Origin of the sequence: Streptomyces sp. ICC1 (genome assembly GCF_003287935.1) — a bacterium.
GTDB lineage: Bacteria > Actinomycetota > Actinomycetes > Streptomycetales > Streptomycetaceae > Streptomyces > Streptomyces tritrimontium.
Window position 1 is genome coordinate 8,391,363 of the sequence record NZ_CP030287.1, and the last position, 17,925, is coordinate 8,409,287.

14 protein-coding genes, 1 tRNA gene, 1 rRNA gene and 1 pseudogene are annotated in these 17,925 nt (G+C 70.9%); 7 read left to right on the top strand and 10 right to left on the bottom strand.

What is annotated here, in order from left to right; translation table 11 throughout:
* Positions 1-34 precede the first annotated feature (34 nt).
* A complete protein-coding gene (locus DRB96_RS39330; protein ID WP_112452691.1) occupies positions 35-1,417 on the top strand; it encodes a DUF317 domain-containing protein in 1,383 nt (460 codons plus the stop codon).
* Between the two features lie 755 nt (positions 1,418-2,172).
* Here DRB96_RS39330 and DRB96_RS39335 read toward each other — a convergent pair.
* Entirely contained in the window at positions 2,173-3,066 is an 894-nt protein-coding gene (locus tag DRB96_RS39335) for a DUF5655 domain-containing protein (protein ID WP_112454324.1), read from the bottom strand.
* A 176-nt stretch (positions 3,067-3,242) separates the two neighbouring features.
* Between DRB96_RS39335 and DRB96_RS43460 the strand changes: the two genes are divergently transcribed.
* Positions 3,243-3,320: transfer RNA gene (locus DRB96_RS43460), tRNA-OTHER, on the top strand.
* A 264-nt stretch (positions 3,321-3,584) separates the two neighbouring features.
* Here the strand turns inward: DRB96_RS43460 and DRB96_RS45525 are convergent.
* Positions 3,585-4,269 (bottom strand): annotated as a pseudogene (locus DRB96_RS45525) (site-specific integrase); the annotation flags it as partial.
* Between the two features lie 306 nt (positions 4,270-4,575).
* Complete coding sequence (locus DRB96_RS39345) at positions 4,576-4,860, bottom strand: BTAD domain-containing putative transcriptional regulator (protein WP_275432095.1); 285 nt, start codon at positions 4,858-4,860, stop codon at positions 4,576-4,578.
* A 162-nt stretch (positions 4,861-5,022) separates the two neighbouring features.
* Here DRB96_RS39345 and DRB96_RS39350 point away from each other — a divergent pair, with 162 nt between their 5' ends.
* The 5 genes from DRB96_RS39350 (at position 5,023) to DRB96_RS39370 (ending at position 9,727) form a co-directional block, all read left to right on the top strand.
* Entirely contained in the window at positions 5,023-5,790 is a 768-nt protein-coding gene (locus DRB96_RS39350; protein ID WP_112452693.1) for a hypothetical protein, read from the top strand.
* Between the two features lie 39 nt (positions 5,791-5,829).
* Positions 5,830-6,615: a GntR family transcriptional regulator gene (locus DRB96_RS39355; protein WP_112452694.1), complete on the top strand. Its 786-nt coding sequence runs from the start codon at positions 5,830-5,832 to the stop codon at positions 6,613-6,615.
* 147 nt (positions 6,616-6,762) lie between these two features.
* On the top strand, positions 6,763-7,884 hold the full coding sequence (locus DRB96_RS39360; protein ID WP_112452695.1) for a TIGR03364 family FAD-dependent oxidoreductase: 1,122 nt from the start codon (positions 6,763-6,765) through the stop codon (positions 7,882-7,884).
* Positions 7,885-7,889: 5 nt separating this feature from the next.
* The gene (locus DRB96_RS39365) at positions 7,890-8,681 is read left to right on the top strand and encodes a phosphonatase-like hydrolase (RefSeq protein WP_112452696.1); all 792 of its coding nucleotides are present in this window, start codon (positions 7,890-7,892) and stop codon (positions 8,679-8,681) included.
* Positions 8,678-9,727, top strand: coding sequence for an ABC transporter ATP-binding protein (locus tag DRB96_RS39370; protein WP_112452697.1), 1,050 nt, complete (start codon positions 8,678-8,680; stop codon positions 9,725-9,727). Before DRB96_RS39365 ends, DRB96_RS39370 begins: the two co-directional genes overlap by 4 nt.
* A 175-nt stretch (positions 9,728-9,902) precedes the next feature.
* Here the strand turns inward: DRB96_RS39370 and DRB96_RS39375 are convergent, their stop codons facing one another.
* The 7 genes from DRB96_RS39375 to DRB96_RS39410 all read right to left on the bottom strand — a co-directional run bounded on the left by DRB96_RS39375 (position 9,903) and on the right by DRB96_RS39410 (position 17,691).
* Positions 9,903-10,235, bottom strand: coding sequence for a small basic family protein (locus DRB96_RS39375; protein ID WP_112452698.1), 333 nt, complete (start codon positions 10,233-10,235; stop codon positions 9,903-9,905).
* The gene (locus DRB96_RS39380; protein ID WP_112452699.1) at positions 10,232-11,164 is read right to left on the bottom strand and encodes a DUF881 domain-containing protein; all 933 of its coding nucleotides are present in this window, start codon (positions 11,162-11,164) and stop codon (positions 10,232-10,234) included. Before DRB96_RS39380 ends, DRB96_RS39375 begins: the two co-directional genes overlap by 4 nt.
* A gap of 113 nt (positions 11,165-11,277) precedes the next feature.
* A complete protein-coding gene (locus DRB96_RS39385) occupies positions 11,278-13,773 on the bottom strand; it encodes a mannose-1-phosphate guanyltransferase (protein WP_112452700.1) in 2,496 nt (831 codons plus the stop codon).
* A gap of 100 nt (positions 13,774-13,873) precedes the next feature.
* The gene (locus tag DRB96_RS39390) at positions 13,874-14,464 is read right to left on the bottom strand and encodes a CDP-alcohol phosphatidyltransferase family protein (protein WP_112452701.1); all 591 of its coding nucleotides are present in this window, start codon (positions 14,462-14,464) and stop codon (positions 13,874-13,876) included.
* A gap of 141 nt (positions 14,465-14,605) precedes the next feature.
* Positions 14,606-14,723 (bottom strand): 5S ribosomal RNA (gene rrf, locus DRB96_RS39395).
* Between the two features lie 432 nt (positions 14,724-15,155).
* Positions 15,156-15,842: a GNAT family N-acetyltransferase gene (locus DRB96_RS39405; RefSeq protein WP_112452703.1), complete on the bottom strand. Its 687-nt coding sequence runs from the start codon at positions 15,840-15,842 to the stop codon at positions 15,156-15,158.
* A gap of 31 nt (positions 15,843-15,873) precedes the next feature.
* Complete coding sequence (locus tag DRB96_RS39410) at positions 15,874-17,691, bottom strand: IucA/IucC family protein (RefSeq protein ID WP_112454326.1); 1,818 nt, start codon at positions 17,689-17,691, stop codon at positions 15,874-15,876.
* Positions 17,692-17,925 lie beyond the last annotated feature (234 nt).

Below are 17,925 nucleotides of genomic sequence, written 5' to 3' on the forward strand. Positions count from 1 at the left end.
GCCACCCGCCGGCCGGACCCGAGAATCGAGCCGCATGCCCCGCCGCACAGACGACGTCGATCTCCGCCTGGCCCTCCACCCCGACCACAGCAGCGCCGTAGTCGCCACCATCACCGCCCCCGAGCGCTACCTCGCCCGCGCCGTGCTCGCCGAGTACGGCTTCCGGCCGACCGGCGACACGACGATGGCGCTGGCCCGAATCGACCACGATGAACCCCACCATGCCGACAAGGCCGCCTCAGCCCTCCGGGAGGGCGGTGCGATCGTGGAGGTCAGCGCCGCGCTCCAAGAGGAGATCGAAACCGAATGGACCTACGGCAACGCCCCGACGCACTGGCAGTGGCTCAGCCCCGAGGAGATCCGCGAGCACACCGGGGAGGCCCAGCGGATTCACGACGACATACTCGCCGGCCGCCTCATCATCCATCTTCATGCTCATGACGGCTGGACCACCGTCGCGGTCGGCACCTACGTCGGGGGCAAGAGCGTGCACCTCCACGGTGAGGACCATCTCCGCACAGAGGAGACGGACTACTCCTCCGAAGCCGAGGCCGTAGCCGACTTCCACCGCCGCCACACCGTCGCGGTCCGCCCCGGACCGGCCCCACTCACCGACATCGAGCGTGACACCTTGGCCGTCCTGGGCGCGGCTCCGTCCTCCCCCACCCCGCCGGCTGCGCCATCGAGCCCCGCGGCCGAGGAGACGTCCCAACTGGTGCCCGTGTACGCCAACGGTCCCGGCGACCACGAAGCCCTCCTGACGGACTTCTTCGCCACCAACGGAGAATGGGAGAAATGGCGGCCACACGACGAGACCACCATCGCCAGCCACGAGTCCCTCACCCTGCGCGTCGAGTTCCTCCACGAGGCCACGCACGGCGACAGCGCCTGGACGATCGCCGCCTACGAGTCACCCGTCGGCGAACGCCTCTGGCACGCCACCGCCACCCCGGCCACCCCCGTCGAGATCATGCGCGCCCTCCTCAACAGCCTCAGCACCGAAGACTCCTGGGGTCAGGGACCCGGCGCCCCGGTAAAGGAGGAAGACCTCGCCCATGCCTCCCGCCCCCTGGAAGACACGGGCTGGCCCTTGAAGGTCGGATCCCGGCTAATCGAGTGGACGGCACCCACGGCCGAACGGGCAGGCCTGCGCTTCGACACCCTCGTCAAGCAAGGAGACGTCCTGCCGGCCTGGACGATCTGGGGCGGCAACACGGCCGACAACCCCTCATGGGCCATCCACCTCTCCACGCACGCCCCTGCGGCCCTCATCCAGGACGTCGCCTTCGAACTGGCTCACGGCTACAGCCACCAGCCAGCCCCACTCCACGCCGCCAGCCCCACCGGCCATCTCGCCCAGAAGCCGGTTGCAGCCTCACCCCCGGCCGCCACGCATCGGCGTGCGCCCAGACGCTGAACCGGCGAACACCCCGCGGAGAGTGCGGTCTGGATGGCCAACACGCAGAGGCGCGCCTTCACACCCGATGCGGCGGGTCATAGAGCTACTGTCTGAGTGAGACCCCGTCGAATCCCCCCCTCGACGGGGTCTCACCGCATACCCGGGACAACTGCAGTAGGGCGCCGCCTCTTGGACTCGCCCGAGGAACCGGCTCGCAAACAGCACTGCATCGGCAGCGGCGTGGCGCGGCACAAGCCGTGCCAGTACGACGCCCCCACGCGTGCTGCGCTTTACAGCCCCACCGTCGAGTTCAGCGAGCCGACGGTTCACTCCACGGGATCCGCAAGACGACACTCTGGTAGGACGCCTCCACCGTGAGGAACAACGACGGCTCGGCGAGCAACGGACTGTTCTCAGGGGCCGTCCACCATGAGCGCCGCCTGGATGCGGCATCTGGCTCCGGTGTCGTCTCAGGCTCGGTCACAACTCCAGTGTGGCAAAAACCCGTCCACGGCAGGATACGAACAGTAGCTCCCGGGCAAAGCCCGCCTTGGGACCTGACCCACCAGGTGACGGGCGCACCGGCCCTCGCTGTCCAGGCGCGGCGGAACATAGCAGCAGATCCCCGGTCAGCCAAACCGGGGAATCGCCGGATCATTGAAAATCCACCGCCACCCACACCTGATCCGTCGAGAGGCAACGTCACGAACCCAGTCGCTCAGCCCCAACCGGAGCCGTCCGGCACCTGCAGTCCATCTCTGGGCACAGGCCCATCACGCCAGCGCGTAGCTCTGCCGGAAGTAGTCGGCCGCGCGCTCCAGGTCCCGCTCGGACTGGAGCGTCAGCTCCAGGTCACCAGTGCCGTGATGGCCAAGCCCCGTCACGTCACGCGCGAAGCCGGGCACGAGGTCGACCGTCGCCGGGTCGGCCTTCAGGTAGACCAGCAGCTTGGCCTTCTTCGGCGGGACCAGGCAGGCGTAGTTCTGCATTCGCCGGTAGGCCGTGTAGGTCTGGTTCGAGACCTTGGTGAGGTCCTCGCCGAGCCCGAGCAGTGCCTCGTCGACCGCTGCGGCCAGCTCCGCCATGGCCCCGGCCTCCGTCGCGGTCCGCTGCGCCTTCGCCGTGCCCCGGGTTCGGCTGCCAGCCTTCGGCGCCACGGCGCGGCCGGCGAAGGAGGCCACCGTCTCAAGGCCGACGTGCTCGCTGCCGAAGTACCGGTAGCGGACCAGGTCGATGGCGTGCCGGTGTTCGCGGACGGCGTGGATGTCGTAGCGGGTGAAGTCGCCGGCCACGCAGATCAGCCTCGGTGCGCTCCAGAGCACCTGGGCCGCGGCGTGGGCCCCGAGCCGGTCACGGACCAGGTGCCGGAACGTATCCCGGTGGTCAAGCAGCCAGGCCATGTAGAAGAGACCCTGGTTTATGACTCCTGCGTCGGTTCCGCGCTTGTACTCGACGATCACCGGTGCGCCGTTCTCGTCGATGCCGAGCGAGTCGATGCGGCCGGCGTGAACCGGTCCGGTTCTGTACTCGCTCGCCAGGAACCGGACGCCGAGCATCGTCTGCATGTGCGCCTCGACAAGGTCCTGCACATCGGCCTCGACCTCGGCCAGACGCGGCGTGACCTCAGTCACGCCGCTTTTCGTGTTGAACAGTTTCAGGCCCGACACCTCCCCCGTACCGATCTTGCTGTTGCCGGGGTGGAACGTCGGGACCAGGTGAGAATATTTCCAGAGTGCGGACACGGGCCACGCGGGACGGTACCATCGAAGCGAAACAGTCATTTGGGTCATTTCTGCTTCGTGGGACATGCATGGGACCGCAGGCTTGACGGATGGTCAGATAAGCCTCTGACCTGCGAAAACGTCTGGGCAGCCAACGGCCTCCGGAGCCGTGTGCGCAGGTTCGAATCCTGCCGGGGGCACTTCGCAAGAAGTGCTGAAGAAGCCTCTGACCTGCAGAAATGCAAGTCAGAGGCTTTCTTGTTCATGCCAAAAGACACACGGCCTGTGTGACCGTTGCACTTTCTATCACCTTGACCCTCACACGTCTCTGACCTGCACTTTTGCCTCGACACGTGTACGAGATCGGGCGTGCCCGACCGCGTGAAACCGGCTCGCACGGGATATGCGTGGGACGCAAGGTCTACGCGGACCGCTTGATTCTCCATGAGAATCATGACGGCCCCTCAGTTGTACTCGTCCAGAAGCGCGTCGATGCGTTTGTTCGCGAGGGCCTGGTGCCCATAAAGGCACTTCGCATACCGGGTCATGAGGACCTCCACGCTGTTCCCAGCCCGTTCGGCGACTTCGGTGGAATCGACGCCGGCGTTCAGCCAGGTGGACAGGGCCGAGTGCCACAGGTCGTAGGGGCGGGCGAGGGGGATGCCACCAGGCCCGGCGAAAGCACGAGTTCGCGGGCCTCGTACCAAGCACGGTCGTAGGTGGTGGATCCCACGATGCCGCCCTTCTCGTTGAAGAACAGCCGACCGTGGTCCGCGGTGCCGAAGGTATCGACGCTCTCCCGCCACAGGCTGACGAGTTCGTGCGGGAGTGGCACCGTGCGCGTGCCACCTGGCGGGCGACTCTTCAGACCGCGCAGGTCGTGATTCCGTCCGCTGTCGGTCCACTTCTTGCCGACGGAGGGGCGGGTGGCATGAAGGACCACGCTGCCCCACCCCTCCGTCGGCACTTCGCAGTCCGGCAACGTAACCGCCACGGCTTCGGCCGGCCGCAACCCCCGTAGTACATCCCGGCGAAGAGGCCGACCAGCCTCCGCCCCCGCGCCCGCCCGTAACCACCGACGTAGGAGACCGCACAGAGCAGGTTCCGGGCCTGCACGGGATTGACGACCACCCGGGGATCGACCTGCTGGACGGTCCCGGTGATGCGCCTGCGCCGCTGCGTCCCGGCAGTCGCGATCGATCAGCGGCGGCTTCCTTGGCGGCCTGGACCAACGAGGACCCAGTCTCGACAGCCAGCATCCTGACGTCCATCCCGTCCCCCGCCGCGCGTCCCCGGCGGGACTGCGCGGCAACCACCGCCCTCGGCCCGGCGCCCCTTCCTGGAGCACCTCGTACCCCGCCTGCCGACGGGCGACGGTCCTCCGTCGGGCTCGAGCGCAGCCTGATCTGTGAGGTGCACACCGGGCGCCCGGGTGTCCGGCCACGCCATCCTGGCTCACAAGCCATGCTCCTCCATCAGGCGCATCAGGTTCCGCTTCCGCTTCTGGGCGGCGCGCAGGTCGGTGACGTACGTGGTGAAGTCGTCCGGCGTACCGAGCCGGTGGTGACAGTCGCGGACGCTCAGGAGCAGGCTGACGAGCTGTTCGTAGGCATGGTTGCCAGTCTCGTGGGTGAGGCGGGCGGCCAGACGGAGGTAGACGGCGAGGGCGTCGGCCTGGCGCCCGCTGCGGTTGAGGGCGAGCATCACCAGCACGCGCAGCCGACCGCGCCCGTCGCTTATAAGCATCTGACGCGTCCGACGCGCTCCTCTTCTCGGCGGGAGGGGTCGGGCGTGGTGCTGGACAAGGGGTCGCGGGCGCGTGGGAGGGTGCGGGCAGGGCCGGGGTGATTGTCGCCTCGTCCGACTATCGTCCTGTCCGCCGGCGAGTAGCGAAGGTCTGCCATGCGACTGCGCAAAGCCCTTGCCCTCTCCGCCGTCCTCGTCGCCGTCACCGCCGCTGCCGCCCCCACCGCGGCCGCGGACATCGGCACCGGCGGCGGGGCCCGCCCCGCACCCGCGCTGCCCTCCCGCGTCGAGGCCAGCTGCGGCGACGGGAAGAGCACGCAGTTCCCCATCGGCGCGCGCATCCGCGGCGGCCCGGCCGTCTACCGGACCGGCGGCGCACCGCAGACCTGGTACCTCGACCTCACCAACACCACCGCCTCCCAGTGCACGGCCATCCACCCCGTCGTCGTCTTCACCGACAAGGCCCGCACCCTGCGACCCGCCCACTTCCGGATGGAGTTCGACGCCCCGGGCGCGCCCGGCGGCGGCTTCCCCGTCAGCCTGGAGCACACCGACCGGGACGAGATCATCGCCGTCTTCGACGGCGGCGACGCCTTCTCCGGCTTCACCGTCGGCCCCGGCGGGTCCGTGACCGTCACCGTCCGGCTCGCCTTCGCCCCCGGAACCCCGCTCGGCGAAGCCGTGGCCGACGCCGCCCTCGTCCAGCGCAAGGGCGACGACGGCGACTGGGTCGGCGAGGCCGGCGGCTACCGCTTCGACATCGAGGGACCCGGCGCGGGCGAGACCGGGGAAGCCGGGGCGCTCGCCGGTACCGGCGGTCCCGGCCGGCCGGCCTGGGTGTACGGGGCCGGCGCCGGCGCCGCCCTCGTGGGCGGCGCCGGCCTCCTGTTCGGAGCCCGCCGCCTGCGCACCTCGCCCCTGTAGCGCGCAGGCCCGTACACCCGGCCCACGTAGAGTCCGAGCGTGGAAGAACCGACCCCGTACCCGACCGGGTACCCGCACCGCCACCAGCCCGGCCAGCCCGTCCGTTCGGGCATCCCGGAGCACGGCCGCATCCCCAAGTACTACGCCGTCAAGGCCCGCATCGCCGGGCTGCTCGACGAGCTCGGCGAGGGCGGCCCGCTGCCCACCGAGCGCGACCTCGCCGAGCAGTACGAGGTCTCCCGCGAGACCGTCCGCCAGGCCCTGCGCGAGCTGCTGCTCGAAGGCCGGCTGCGCCGCTCGGGCCGCGGCACCGTCGTCGCCGGGCCCAAGCTCGAACAGCCGCTGTCGCTGGCCAGTTACACCGAGGGCGTACGCCGCCAGGGCCGCACTCCCGGGCGCAACCTGATCGGCCTGGAGCGGTTCCCCTGCCCGGCCGACGTGGCCCCGGGCATCGGCGCCGAGCCCGGGGAGCCGGTCTGGCACCTGGAGCGGGTGCTGCTCGCCGACGACGAGCGGGTCGGACTGGAGAGCACGTACATCCAGGTCGCCCGCGCGCCCCGCCTCGACGTCGATTTCCAGCCGGACTCCTCCTTCTACGGATACCTCCACGACAGCCTCGGCATCTCCTTCGGCGACGCAGACGAGAAGCTGGAGACGGTGCTGGCCACCCCCCGCGAGGCCCTGCTGATCGGCACCCCGCCCGCGCTCCCGATGCTGCTCATCCACCGCTTCTCGCGGGACCGGGAGGGCCGGCCGCTGGAGCGGGTGCGTTCGCTCTACCGTGGTGACCGGTTCAGCTTCACGACCCGCCTGCGGCCCGAATAGTCCCGCACGAACCACCTGGGAGGTGGGAAAAGGGGCGTACTGACATCACGGAACGGTAACGGGTCTAGTCCAAGCGTCGAGGGCTGTTCACCGGGGCGTCGCCCGCGCGATCCTCCCGGGTCACGGGCCGCCGCCACCGTGGAGCACGTGAGAGTCATAGTCGTCGGAGGCGGCGTGGTCGGCACCATGCACGCCTGGCAAGCAGTCGAACGCGGCCACGAGGTCGTCCAGATCGAGCGAGAGGCGGAGGCCCGGGGCGCTTCATTGCGCAATTTCGGCCAGATCTGGGTCAGCGGACGGGCCGGGGGCGAGGAACTCGACACCGCCCTGCGGGCCCGCGAGCTCTGGGAGGGGATCGGCGGACGGGTGCCCGGCCTGGGCTTCCGCGCCATCGGCTCCCTCACCCCGGTCCGGGGCGCCCGCGAGTACGCCGTCGCCGAGGCGGCCGTCGCCCGCCCCGACGCCGCCGACCGCGGCTACAAGCTGGTCACCGCGGCCGAGGCCCGGGAGCTCAACCCCGCGCTGCGCGGCGCCTTCGAGGCAGCGCTGTGGTGCGAACGCGACGCCGCCGTCGAACCGCGCACCGCCCAGCTCCACCTGCGCGAGGCCCTGCGGGCGAGCGGCCGCTACACCTTCCTCCCCGGCCGCGAGGTGCGCGAGGTCGTCGGCGCCGGCGCCGTCCGCGACGACCACGGCGCCGTCCACCGGGGCGACGCCGTCGTCCTGGCCACCGGCGCCTGGCTGTCCGGCCTCGTCCGCGAGCTGGCGCCCGAACTGCCCGTGCGCCGCGTCCGGCTCCAGATGATGCAGACCGCACCCCTCGGCGAGGCGCTGACCACCTCGGTCGCCGACGCCGACAGCTTCCGCTACTACCCCGCCTACAAATCGGCGGCCCTCGACGAGCTCAACGCCGAGCAGGCCCAGGCGCCGGTCGCCGCCGCGCACAAGATGCAGCTCCTGATGGTCCAGCGCCGCGACGGCGGCCTGACCATCGGCGACACCCACGAATACGAGCACCCCTTCGCGTTCGACACCCTCGAAGACCCCTACGAGCACCTCACCGAGGTGGTCGAGTCCTTCCTGGGCCGCCCGCTGCCGAAGATCAGGCACCGCTGGGCGGGTGTGTACGCGCAGTGCACCGACACCACCCGCGTCGTCCACCGCCAGCAGGTGGCCGACGGCGTCTGGCTGGTGACCGGACCCGGCGGCCGGGGCATGACCTGCTCGCCCGCCATAGCCGAGACCACCGCGAACGAACTGGGCTGGTAAGCACCATGACCGACAACACCCCCCACGGCCAGGGCCACGGCCAGGGCCACGGCCACGACAACGGCAACGGCAACGGCAACGGCAACGCGAGCGACGACCGCAAGCTGATCGTCCTCGACATGGCCGGCACCACCGTCGCCGACGGCGGCCTCGTCGAGCGCGCCTTCGAGCGGGCCGCCGAACGCCTCGGCGTCGAGCCGGGCAGCGCCGACCACGACACCAAGCTCCAGTACGTCCGCGACACCATGGGCGAGTCGAAGATCTCGGTCTTCCGCCACCTCTTCGGCGCCGAGGACCTCGCCCAGCGCGCCAACTCCGCCTTCGAGGAGGCCTACGGGGAACTCGTCGACGGCGGCCTCATCGCCCCGCTCCCCGGCGCCCGCGCCGCCATCGAGCAACTGCGCGCGGAGGGCCGCACCGTCGTCCTCACCACCGGCTTCGCCCGCGTCACCCAGGACGCCATCCTCGACGCCCTCGGCTGGCAGGACCTGGCCGACCTCACCCTGTGCCCCGCCGACGCGGGCGGCCGCGGCCGGCCCTACCCGGACATGGTGCTGGCCGCCTTCCTGCGCACGGGCGCCGTGGCCGACGTACGCCACACCGTGGTCGCCGGCGACACGGCCTACGACATGCTCGGCGGCGTCCGCTCCGGCGCCGGCCTCGTGGCGGGCGTCCTCACCGGCGCCCACGACCGCGCGACCCTGCGGGAGAACGGCGCCACCCACGTCCTGGCCTCCATCGCGGAACTCCCCGGGGTGCTGGAGCAGCAGCAGCGGGATCGGGAGCCCGGCGCGTGAGCGGCATCCGCTTCGAGTCGGTCTCGGTCGCCTACGCCGGCCACACCGTCCTGGACAGGCTCGACCTCACCGTCGAGCCCGGCGAGGTCATGGCCCTGCTCGGGCCCTCCGGCTCGGGCAAGACCACGGCGCTGCGCGCGGTCGCCGGCTTCGTGCGGCCGCTCTCGGGCCGGGTGCTGATCGGCGGCCGGGACGTCACCGCGCTCCCGCCCCACAAGCGCGGCATCGGCATGGTCGTCCAGCAGTACGCGCTCTTCCCCCACATGCGCGTCGAGGACAACGTCGCCTTCGGCCTCAAGGCGCAGAAGGCCCCCAAGGCCGAGATACCCGGCCGCGTCGCCGAGGCCCTCGAAATGACCGGGATGGCCGCCTACGCCAAGCGCTACCCGCGCGAACTCTCCGGCGGCCAGCAGCAGCGCGTCGCCATCGCCCGCGCACTCGCCATCCGGCCCGGGGTGCTGCTGCTGGACGAGCCGCTGTCCGCGCTCGACGCGCAGCTGCGCTCCGGGATGCTCGCCGAACTGGCCCGCCTGCACCGCGAACTGCCCGACGTGTCGATCCTGTACGTCACCCACGACCAGGTCGAAGCGCTGACCCTGGCCGACCGGATCGCCGTCATGGACCAGGCCCGGCTGCGGGACTGCGGCACCCCGCAGGAGCTGTACCGGGCGCCGCGCACCGAGTTCACCGCCTCCTTCGTCGGCAACGCCAACCTGCTGCCGGTCACCGTGGCCGCCGAAGGCGCCGTGTTCGCCGGACACCCCCTCGCCCTCGACCGCGCCGGCGCGGCCGTCGGCGCGAGCGCGACCCTGTGCGTACGGCCGCACCTGCTCGGCCTCGGCGCCGGCCCCAACGCGCTGAGCGGGACGATCACCGAGGTGCAGTGGCGCGGCTCGACCCACCGGCTCTACGTCGACGTCGAGGGCCACCGCGTCAAGGCGGACCTGCCCGAACTGCGCGAGACCCCGGCCCTGGGCGACCGCGTCACCCTGCACTTCGAGCCGCGCGACGCCGTGCTGCTGGCCGCGGGGGTCTCCGATGGCTGAGGCCACGGACCGTCGCGCCCCCGGCCCGCCGGCCACCCCGCACCCCCCCCCTTCTCCACACCCGACCATGCCGACGATCTACTCTGTCTAGAGGGCTCCGGGGCGGGCACGGTCTCGGGCGACTGCTGCGAGGGCCTCGGCTCCTCGGGCGGGGTGTCGTTCACGTTCATCGGCCTCACGCCCGGAACACGTGCCGGCGGATGGCCGCGGCGTTGGAGAAGATGCGGATGCCCAGGACGACCACCACGCCCGTGGACAGCTGCGAGCCGACGCCCAGCTTGTCGCCGAGGAAGACGATCAGCGCGGCCACGACCACGTTCGACAGGAACGACACCACGAACACCTTGTCCACGAAGATGCCGTCCAGCATCGCGCGCAGGCCTCCGAACACCGCGTCCAGCGCCGCCACCACGGCGATCGGCAGATAAGGCTCCACCACGGCCGGTACTTCGGGGCGGACGAGAAGTCCGACCACCACTCCGACCACGAGGCCCAGTACCGCGATCACGATGCACCCTTCTGCTGCTCTGCTGCTGTTGCCGTGCGTACGGTCAGGCTCGACGCGGCCGGGAGGCGCACGTCCGCCTCGGCCGACAGCGTGTAGCGGATCCCGTAGCTCTCCTGCAGCACGTGCAGGTACTGGCCGTCCGCGGAGTCCTGGAACGCCGTCCCCAGACGCTTCTTGTCACCGATCGCCAGTACTTCGTACGGCGGGACCAGCGGCCTGTTGTCGACCAGTATCGCGTCACCGGCGGCCCGGATCGCCGACAGCGACGTCAGCCGCTGCCCGTTGATCGAGATCGCCTCCGCCCCGGACTGCCACAGCCCGTTGACGATCTTCTGCATATCGCGGTCGCGGAGCCGCCCGGTGTCCGCGAAACCGGTGTTCTCGCGCGGCTTGGAGCCGTTGCCCGTGGACGAGCCCTTGGCGTCGTCCACCGTGAGCTTGATCCCGGGCCCGTGCACCTCGGTGGCCCCGGACAGCAGCGCCACGAGCTGACCCTGGTCGCCGCCGTGCTGCTTGAGCGCCTCGCGCTGGCGGTCGGCGACGGCGTCCCGCGACCGCTCGATGTCCCGCTCCAGGCCGTCGGCGTGCGCGTCGGCCCGCTCGACCCGGTCGATCAGTTCCTGACGCTCCTTGGCCAGCACCGGCGCGGCCACCCGCGCCTCGGCGGCGCCCAGCGTGACGACCATGGCGGCGACCACCAGCCCGGCGGCCAGACCCAGCTTGGCCTTGAGGGTGCGCGGCAGACCCGCCGTGCCCTTCGCCTCGCGCCGGGCGGAGGCCTCCGCGTAGCCCTCGTCGAGGCTGTGGTCCATCACGTGCGTCAGCAGCGACATGGAAGCGTCCGGCCGCGCGGGCCTGGGGTTCCCGCGGACACCGTCCGGGGGAGGCGACGAACTCCGGTTGGGGGGCGGCTGCGACATGCCGCACATCGTCGCATGTCGCCGCCGCTGACACCGAATGCGCCCGCCCGGCGGACCGGGAGGGACCTTGGCCCCCGCCCGGCCCACCGGACTCGTGGACCTGCGTCACCGCCCGCCGGGACTCAGTGCCCGGCGCCGTCCACCACCGCGGCCCAGTCGTCCAGCAGCGCCTGCGCGGACGCGTCGTCCGGCCCTTCCGCCCACAGGTGCGTGACCGCCTCCGCCGGATCCGGCAGCACCAGCGCCCACCGCCCGTCGGCCTCGACGACCCGTACCCCGTCGGTGGTGTCCACCTCCCGGTCCCCGGCCGCCTCCACGACCCGCCGCATGACGAGCCCCTTCACCGCCCAGGGGGTCGGCACGTCCCGCTTGAGCACGTGCGCCCGCGGGATCCGGGCATCGATCTGGCTCAGCGTGAGCTGCGTCCGCGCCACCAGCCCGATCAGTTGTACGAAGGCCGCCGACCCGTCGAAGACGCTGCTGAACTCCGGGACGATGAAACCGCCCCGGCCGTCGCCGCCGAAGATGGTGTTCTCGGCCCGGCCCACGCGGGTCAGGTCGTCGGGCGAGGTCGTCGTCCACTCCACCTGGGTGCCGTGGTACGCCGCCACCTGCTCGGCGATCCGGGTGGTGGTCACCGTCAGCGCCACCTTGCCGCTGCGCTTCTCGGCCGCCACGAGATCGAGCATGACCAGCAACGCCCGGTCGTCCTCGATGATCCGCCCGCGCTCGTCCACCAGGGAGATCCGCTCCCCCACCGGGTCGAAGCGGACGCCGAAGGCCGCGCGCGAGGACGCCACGATCTCGCCGAGCCGCACCAGGCCGGCCCGCCGGGATTCCGCGGTCTCCGTCGGCCGGGACTCGTCCAGCCCCGGATTGACGGTGAGGGCGTCCACCCCGAGCCGGCCCAGCAGGCTGGGGAGCACGAGTCCGGCGCTGCCGTTGGAGGCGTCCACGACCACCTTGAGGCCCGAGTCCGCGACCCCGGTGGTGTCCACCCGCCGCAGCAGCGAGCCCGTGTAGGCGTCGAAGACGCTGCCCGGGAACTGCAGGTCGCCGATCTCGCCGGGGAACGCACGGCGGTACTCCTGCCGCGCGTAGACCCGGTCGAGCTTGCGCTGCTGCTGGAGGGAGAGGTCCGCACCCCGCTCGTCGAGGAACATGATGTCCACCGAATCGGGGATCCCCGGCGAGGTCCGCAGCACGATTCCGCCGGCGCTGCCGCGCGCGGTCTGCTGGCGCGCCACGGGCAGCGGGACGTTCTCCAGGTCCCGCACGTTGATCGCGCTCGCCTGCAGCGCCGAGATCACGGCCCGCTTGAGTGCTCGCGCGCCTCGGGAGTGGTCACGGGCCGTGGTGACCGTCGCGCCCTTCTTCAGGGTCGTCGCGTAGGCACCGGCCAGCCGGACCACCAGTTCGGGGGTGATCTCCACGTTCAGGATCCCCGTGACGCCACGGGCGCCGAACAGGTGCGCCTGCCCCCGGGACTCCCAGATCACCGACGTGTTGACGAAGGCGCCGGCCTCGATCGTCTTGAAGGGGTAGACCCGTACGTTCCCCTGGATGATCGATTCTTCGCCGACGAGGCACTCGTCGCCGATGACGGCGCCGTCCTCGATCCTGGCGGCCCGCATGATGTCGGTGTTCTTGCCGATGACGCAGCCGCGCAGGTTGCTGTGCGGCCCGATGTAGACGTTGTCGTGCACCACGGCCTTGTGCAGGAACGCGCCGCTCTTCACGACGACGTTCGACCCGATGACCGTGTGCTCGCGGATCTCCACACCGGCTTCGACCTTGGCGTAGTCCCCGATGTACAGCGGTCCGCGCAGCACCGCCTCGGGGCTCACCTCGGCGCCTTCGGCGATCCACACCCCGGGCGAGATCTCGAAGCCGTCCATGTCGACCTGGACCTTGCCCTCGAGCACGTCGGCCTGGGCCTTCACATAGCTCTCGTGGGTGCCCACGTCCTCCCAGTAGCCTTCGGCCACGTAGCCGTAGATCGGCCGGCCTTCCTTCATCAACTGCGGGAAGACGTCACCGGACCAGTCCACGGAGACGTCCGCGTCCACGTAGTCGAAGATCTCCGGCTCCATGACGTAGATGCCGGTGTTGATGGTGTCCGAGAAGACCTGGCCCCAGGTGGGCTTCTCGAGGAAGCGCTCCACCTTGCCTTCCTCGTCCACGATGGTGATGCCGAATTCCAGTGGGTTCGGCACACGGGTGAGGCAGACGGTGACGAGTCCGCCCTTCGCCTTGTGGAAGCGGATGAGGTCGGTCAGGTCGAAGTCGGTGAGTGCGTCGCCGGAGATGACGAGGAAGGTGTCGTCCTTCAAAGCCTCCTCGGCGTTCTTCACGCTGCCCGCGGTGCCGAGGGGCTTCTCCTCATTGGCGTAGGTGAGCTCCATGCCGAGCTCCTCGCCGTCACCGAAGTAGTTCCTGACGAGCGATGCCAGGAATTGCACGGTGACCACGGTCTCGTTGAGCCCATGGCGCTTGAGGAGCCTGAGCACGTGCTCCATGATCGGCCGGTTCGCCACCGGCAGGAGCGGCTTGGGCATGCTCGAGGTCATAGGGCGGAGACGAGTTCCTTCGCCACCGGCCATTACGACGGCCTTCATGTCGGGAGAGTCCTCCTTGAGAGACGGCGTCTTCGCCGATCTCGCCCGTCCCGGACGGTGGCCGGACAACTACTCCGCGTCGGCCAGGCGCCGAGCGAGCTCAATCGGCCGTGGCGTCCGACTTCACGAGACGACGGACCTGCACCACGTATAGGATTCCTGCCCACCAATAGAGGGTTGTACCCCATCCGGCGAAGGCCCATCCCAAAACTGACCCCGTCCAGGCCAACCATCCTGACCAGGTGCTCACCAGGAGGAAGGGGAACGCGTACATCAGGTTGAAGGTCGCGGCCTTGCCGAGGAAGTTGACCTGGGGCGGCGGATAGCCGTGCCTGCGCAGGATCCAGACCATGACCAGCAGCATCAGCTCGCGTGCGAGCAGTGCGCCGGTGAGCCAGAGCGGCAGGATCTCGCGGTACGTGAGACCGAACAGGGTGGACAGGATGTAGAGCCGGTCCGCGGCCGGATCCAGGAGCCGGCCGAGGCTGCTGATCTGGTTCCAGCGCCGCGCGAGCTTCCCGTCCAGGTAGTCGCTGATCCCGCTGAGCATGAGGACGGCGAGTGCCCAGCCGTCATGCTCGGCGAGGATCAGCCACAGGAACAGGGGTACGCCGGCGAGGCGAGCCATGCTCAGGATGTTCGGAATGGTGAAAATTCGGTCAGTCTGGACCCGAGTCTCCTGGACCTCCACCCGGGGGCCTCCACTGTGACTGTAGAAATCTGGTCGAACGATGCCCCCTGACACTACAGGAGGCGGCACATCTGCCCGTAAACGCAGAAAAGCCCCGCACCGAACCCCAAAGGGCTGGTGCGGGGCTTTCCCACAATAATTGTTCGGCGGCGTCCTACTCTCCCACAGGGTCCCCCCTGCAGTACCATCGGCGCTGAAAGGCTTAGCTTCCGGGTTCGGAATGTAAACCGGGCGTTTCCCTAACGCTATGACCACCGAAACACTAAAGTCCCGTGGGCTCGGAAGAGTGGATAAGGGACAGGCGGAGGATGCGGCGGTGGTCGAGGGGGCGGGGCCAGGGGTCGCCGGAGGGGGCCGGGGCGGGGACCGGGCGGATGATCTCCTCGTACCCGAACTCGCCGAGAATCTTGGCGCGCAGAGGGCAGGAGGCCAAATCCCAGGTACGAGGGTTCAGTTCGGGAGGGGTGCAAGGGTGTTGGGGTGACGGGGGCGCGCTGTCCGCGAAGTGGGGGCCGCGGAGTCGGGGGCTGCGGAGTCGGGGGCTGCGGAGAAATTCTGCACGGGACTCCTCGGAGATCGGGAACTTTGCTGCGCGACGCAGAGTTTTCGAAGGGAGAAGTGCGGAAGCTGCACACGGAGAGCGGAAGGCGGGTGAGCGTGCGTGCGGGATCCGGGACGTGCGGGGCGGCACTCAGAGGAGATTGCGCAGCGCCCGCTCGCGGATCATCAGCGCGGCGCGCTTGTCCGGCAGTTCGATCTCTGCGGAACAGCGGAAGCCGGAGTTCAGGAAGGCTGATACGGAGGGGGTGTTGCGGATGTCCGGTTCGGCGATGACGCGCATGCAGCGTGGGTGGTTGTCGAAGACGAGGTCGGTGACGGAGCGCAGGAGCGCGGTGCCCAGACCCCGGCCGCGGTTCGTGCCGTCTCCGATGAGCAGGTGGATACCCGTGTCGTGGGGGCGCGCCGGGTAGTGCGCGGAGAGCCGGTCGAGGTCGGCCCGGTAGATCTCCCAGTAGCTCATCGGCGTGCCGTCGAGGAGGCCGAGGCACGGGATGCTGCGGCTGTCCCCGTCCAGCTGTGCCCGCACGTGGGCGGCGGTGACGGCGGCGGGGCCGGCGAGCTCCCAGTAGGCGGCCACCTCGGGTTCGTTCATCCAGCGGGTGAGCAGCTCCAGGTCGCGGTCGAGCCGCACGGGTTGCAGGCGGAAGACGCCGGCCCTCGTGGTGATGCCGCCCCAGCCCGCCGGGGAGTCGAGCAGATCCGCTTCGGCGAGCAGGGGCAGCAGCCGGGCGGTGAGTTGCGGCGGGACGGTGCGGGAGCCATCGGTGCGGGGCGCACCGATGTGGGATGCACCGGTGTGGAAGTCGGTGGAGGGCATCGGGGCTCTTCTCCGTGTCGGTACGGACGCGTCAATCGTGAAGGGGGTTGGCGATGGTGACGTAGACGGACTGGGTGTCGACGGGGCCGACCAGCTCGTCGAGGCCTCCCAGGCGGGTGAGCAGATTCGCCTTGCAGCGCAGGGTGCTCGAATCGAGCAGCCGTGCGGGAAGCGGGCCGAGGCCCGCGGCCTTGCCGAGGAAGCGGCGGAACGCGGCGAGCAGGATGCGTTCGTCGGCGAGCCGCTGGGATCCGAAGGCACCGATGAGACCGAGCACGTTGTTGATGCCGAGGTAGTAGGCGAAGCGTTCGTCGGTGACGGCGTCGGAGACGAAGGTGTCGCTGGCGCTGCCGATACCGGGGAGCCGGCGCTCGAGTTCCGCGCGGCGCGAGTCGCGGAAGTAGTAGCCCTGGTTGTCGCGATAGCGGCCGCCGACCGGCCAGCCGGCCGGGTCGAGGAGGACCAGCGTGTTCTGCTGGTGCGCTTCGAGGGCGATGCCCGCGAGGGCGTCGAAGGCGAGGACCGGCAGGACGACGTGGTCGAGATAGCGCAGGAACCACTCGGCGGAGACGGCGGACGTGGTCCGCCCGGTGGTGGCGGCGAGACGCGCGACGGTCTCGGCGAGGCGGGAGGTCATGGTGGTCCGCCCCGGCCACGGGCGGGGCGCGGTGAGTGCGGCGATGCAGAGGGCGTCGTCGTCCGGACGGAAGGGGTTGTGGCGGAGCATGACGTCGAGCCCGGGGACGGGGGTGCCGTCCAGGGCGTCGACGGCGACCCAGGCGGGGTCGCGGACGATGTCGAAGCCTGGGTGGGCCGCCTGCCACTGCTCGGCGAGGCCGGTACGGAGCAGCCGGTGCACCTCGATGCCGCGGTGGAGTTCCTTGCGGAGGTTCTCGCGGCGGGAGTTGGTGATGCGAAGGCCCAGGGAGAGCTTGAGCATCGCGGGGGCGCCGGGCCGGTGGACGGTACGGATGGAGGAGGTGGGGTACCAGGGATCGCCGTAGGGACCGAGGTCGCGCAGGAGACCCGCGTCGCGGAGCGCGGCGACCGCGGGGCGCTGGAGCAGGTCGCGGGCCTGCCAGGGGTGAAGGGGAAGGGGGGTGGCGCCGTCGGGCACCGGGAGCCCGGGCGCGAGGCGGCCCAGCAGCCGGGCGGCGGAGACGGGACGGCCCCGCTCGGTCCAGGCCGAGTCGGTGGCGAGCGCGGCGGGCGCGACCGCCACCCAGTGCAGGGGGAAGGAGCCGTGCAGTTCGGGTGAGTAGCTGCGCACTTCCGCTGCGGAGAGGCCTTCGCGGCTCTTCGGGGTCGGGTGCAGCGGGTGGCCGAGGAGGAGGGACTGTTCCGCGGTGAGGAACCGGTCCGAGGCGACGGGGGCGGGGGCGTTCGGGCGCCGGCGGCGGTCGGCGATGAACTCGGCGGTGCGGTGCACCGAGTCGGCGACCCGGCCGACGAGGTCCGCGCTGCCGAGAGCGGAGTTGCCTTCGCGGGGGGTCAGCGCGGCGAGGGTGACCGCGTCCACGGCGGGGGCGTCGGCGGGGGCGCCTTCGATCCGGGCCGTGCCGAAGCGGTGCCAGCCGGCCGCGGACCAGTAGCGGACGGCGACGAGCAGGGCCGCACCGGATGCGGGGAGGGGGATGCGCAGCACGGGTCCGGCAGGCTGCCCGAGGCCGGTCTCGCGGACCCAGCACCGCAGCAGGCCTTCGACCGTCGCGGCCTCGGCGGCGACCGCGGGCCCGGGGTGGTCCCGCGGGTCGGCCGCGCCCACACGGGGCCTGACCGTGCCGTCCTTCTGTCGCGGCACGGTGCCGCAGTCCCCGCCGGGCCTGGGCCCGGCCGGCGCCCATGGCATGCCCGCGCCGGGCCTGCCGGGCAGGGCCTCGGCGGACGGCGCGGACCGGTCCTCGGGCTCCGCGAGGGCGTCCGTGTGCCCGGCGGGTCCCGGGGACGCGGTGACCTGCTCCGGCGGGGACGGCTCTCGGTGGCGCTCACCCGCCGTGTCCTCGGCCGCCGCGGACACCCTGAGGGAGCCGGGGGCCGCAGCCAGCGGTGTCCCCGTCCCCTCTGGCGCGGCCGCCTGCTCGGG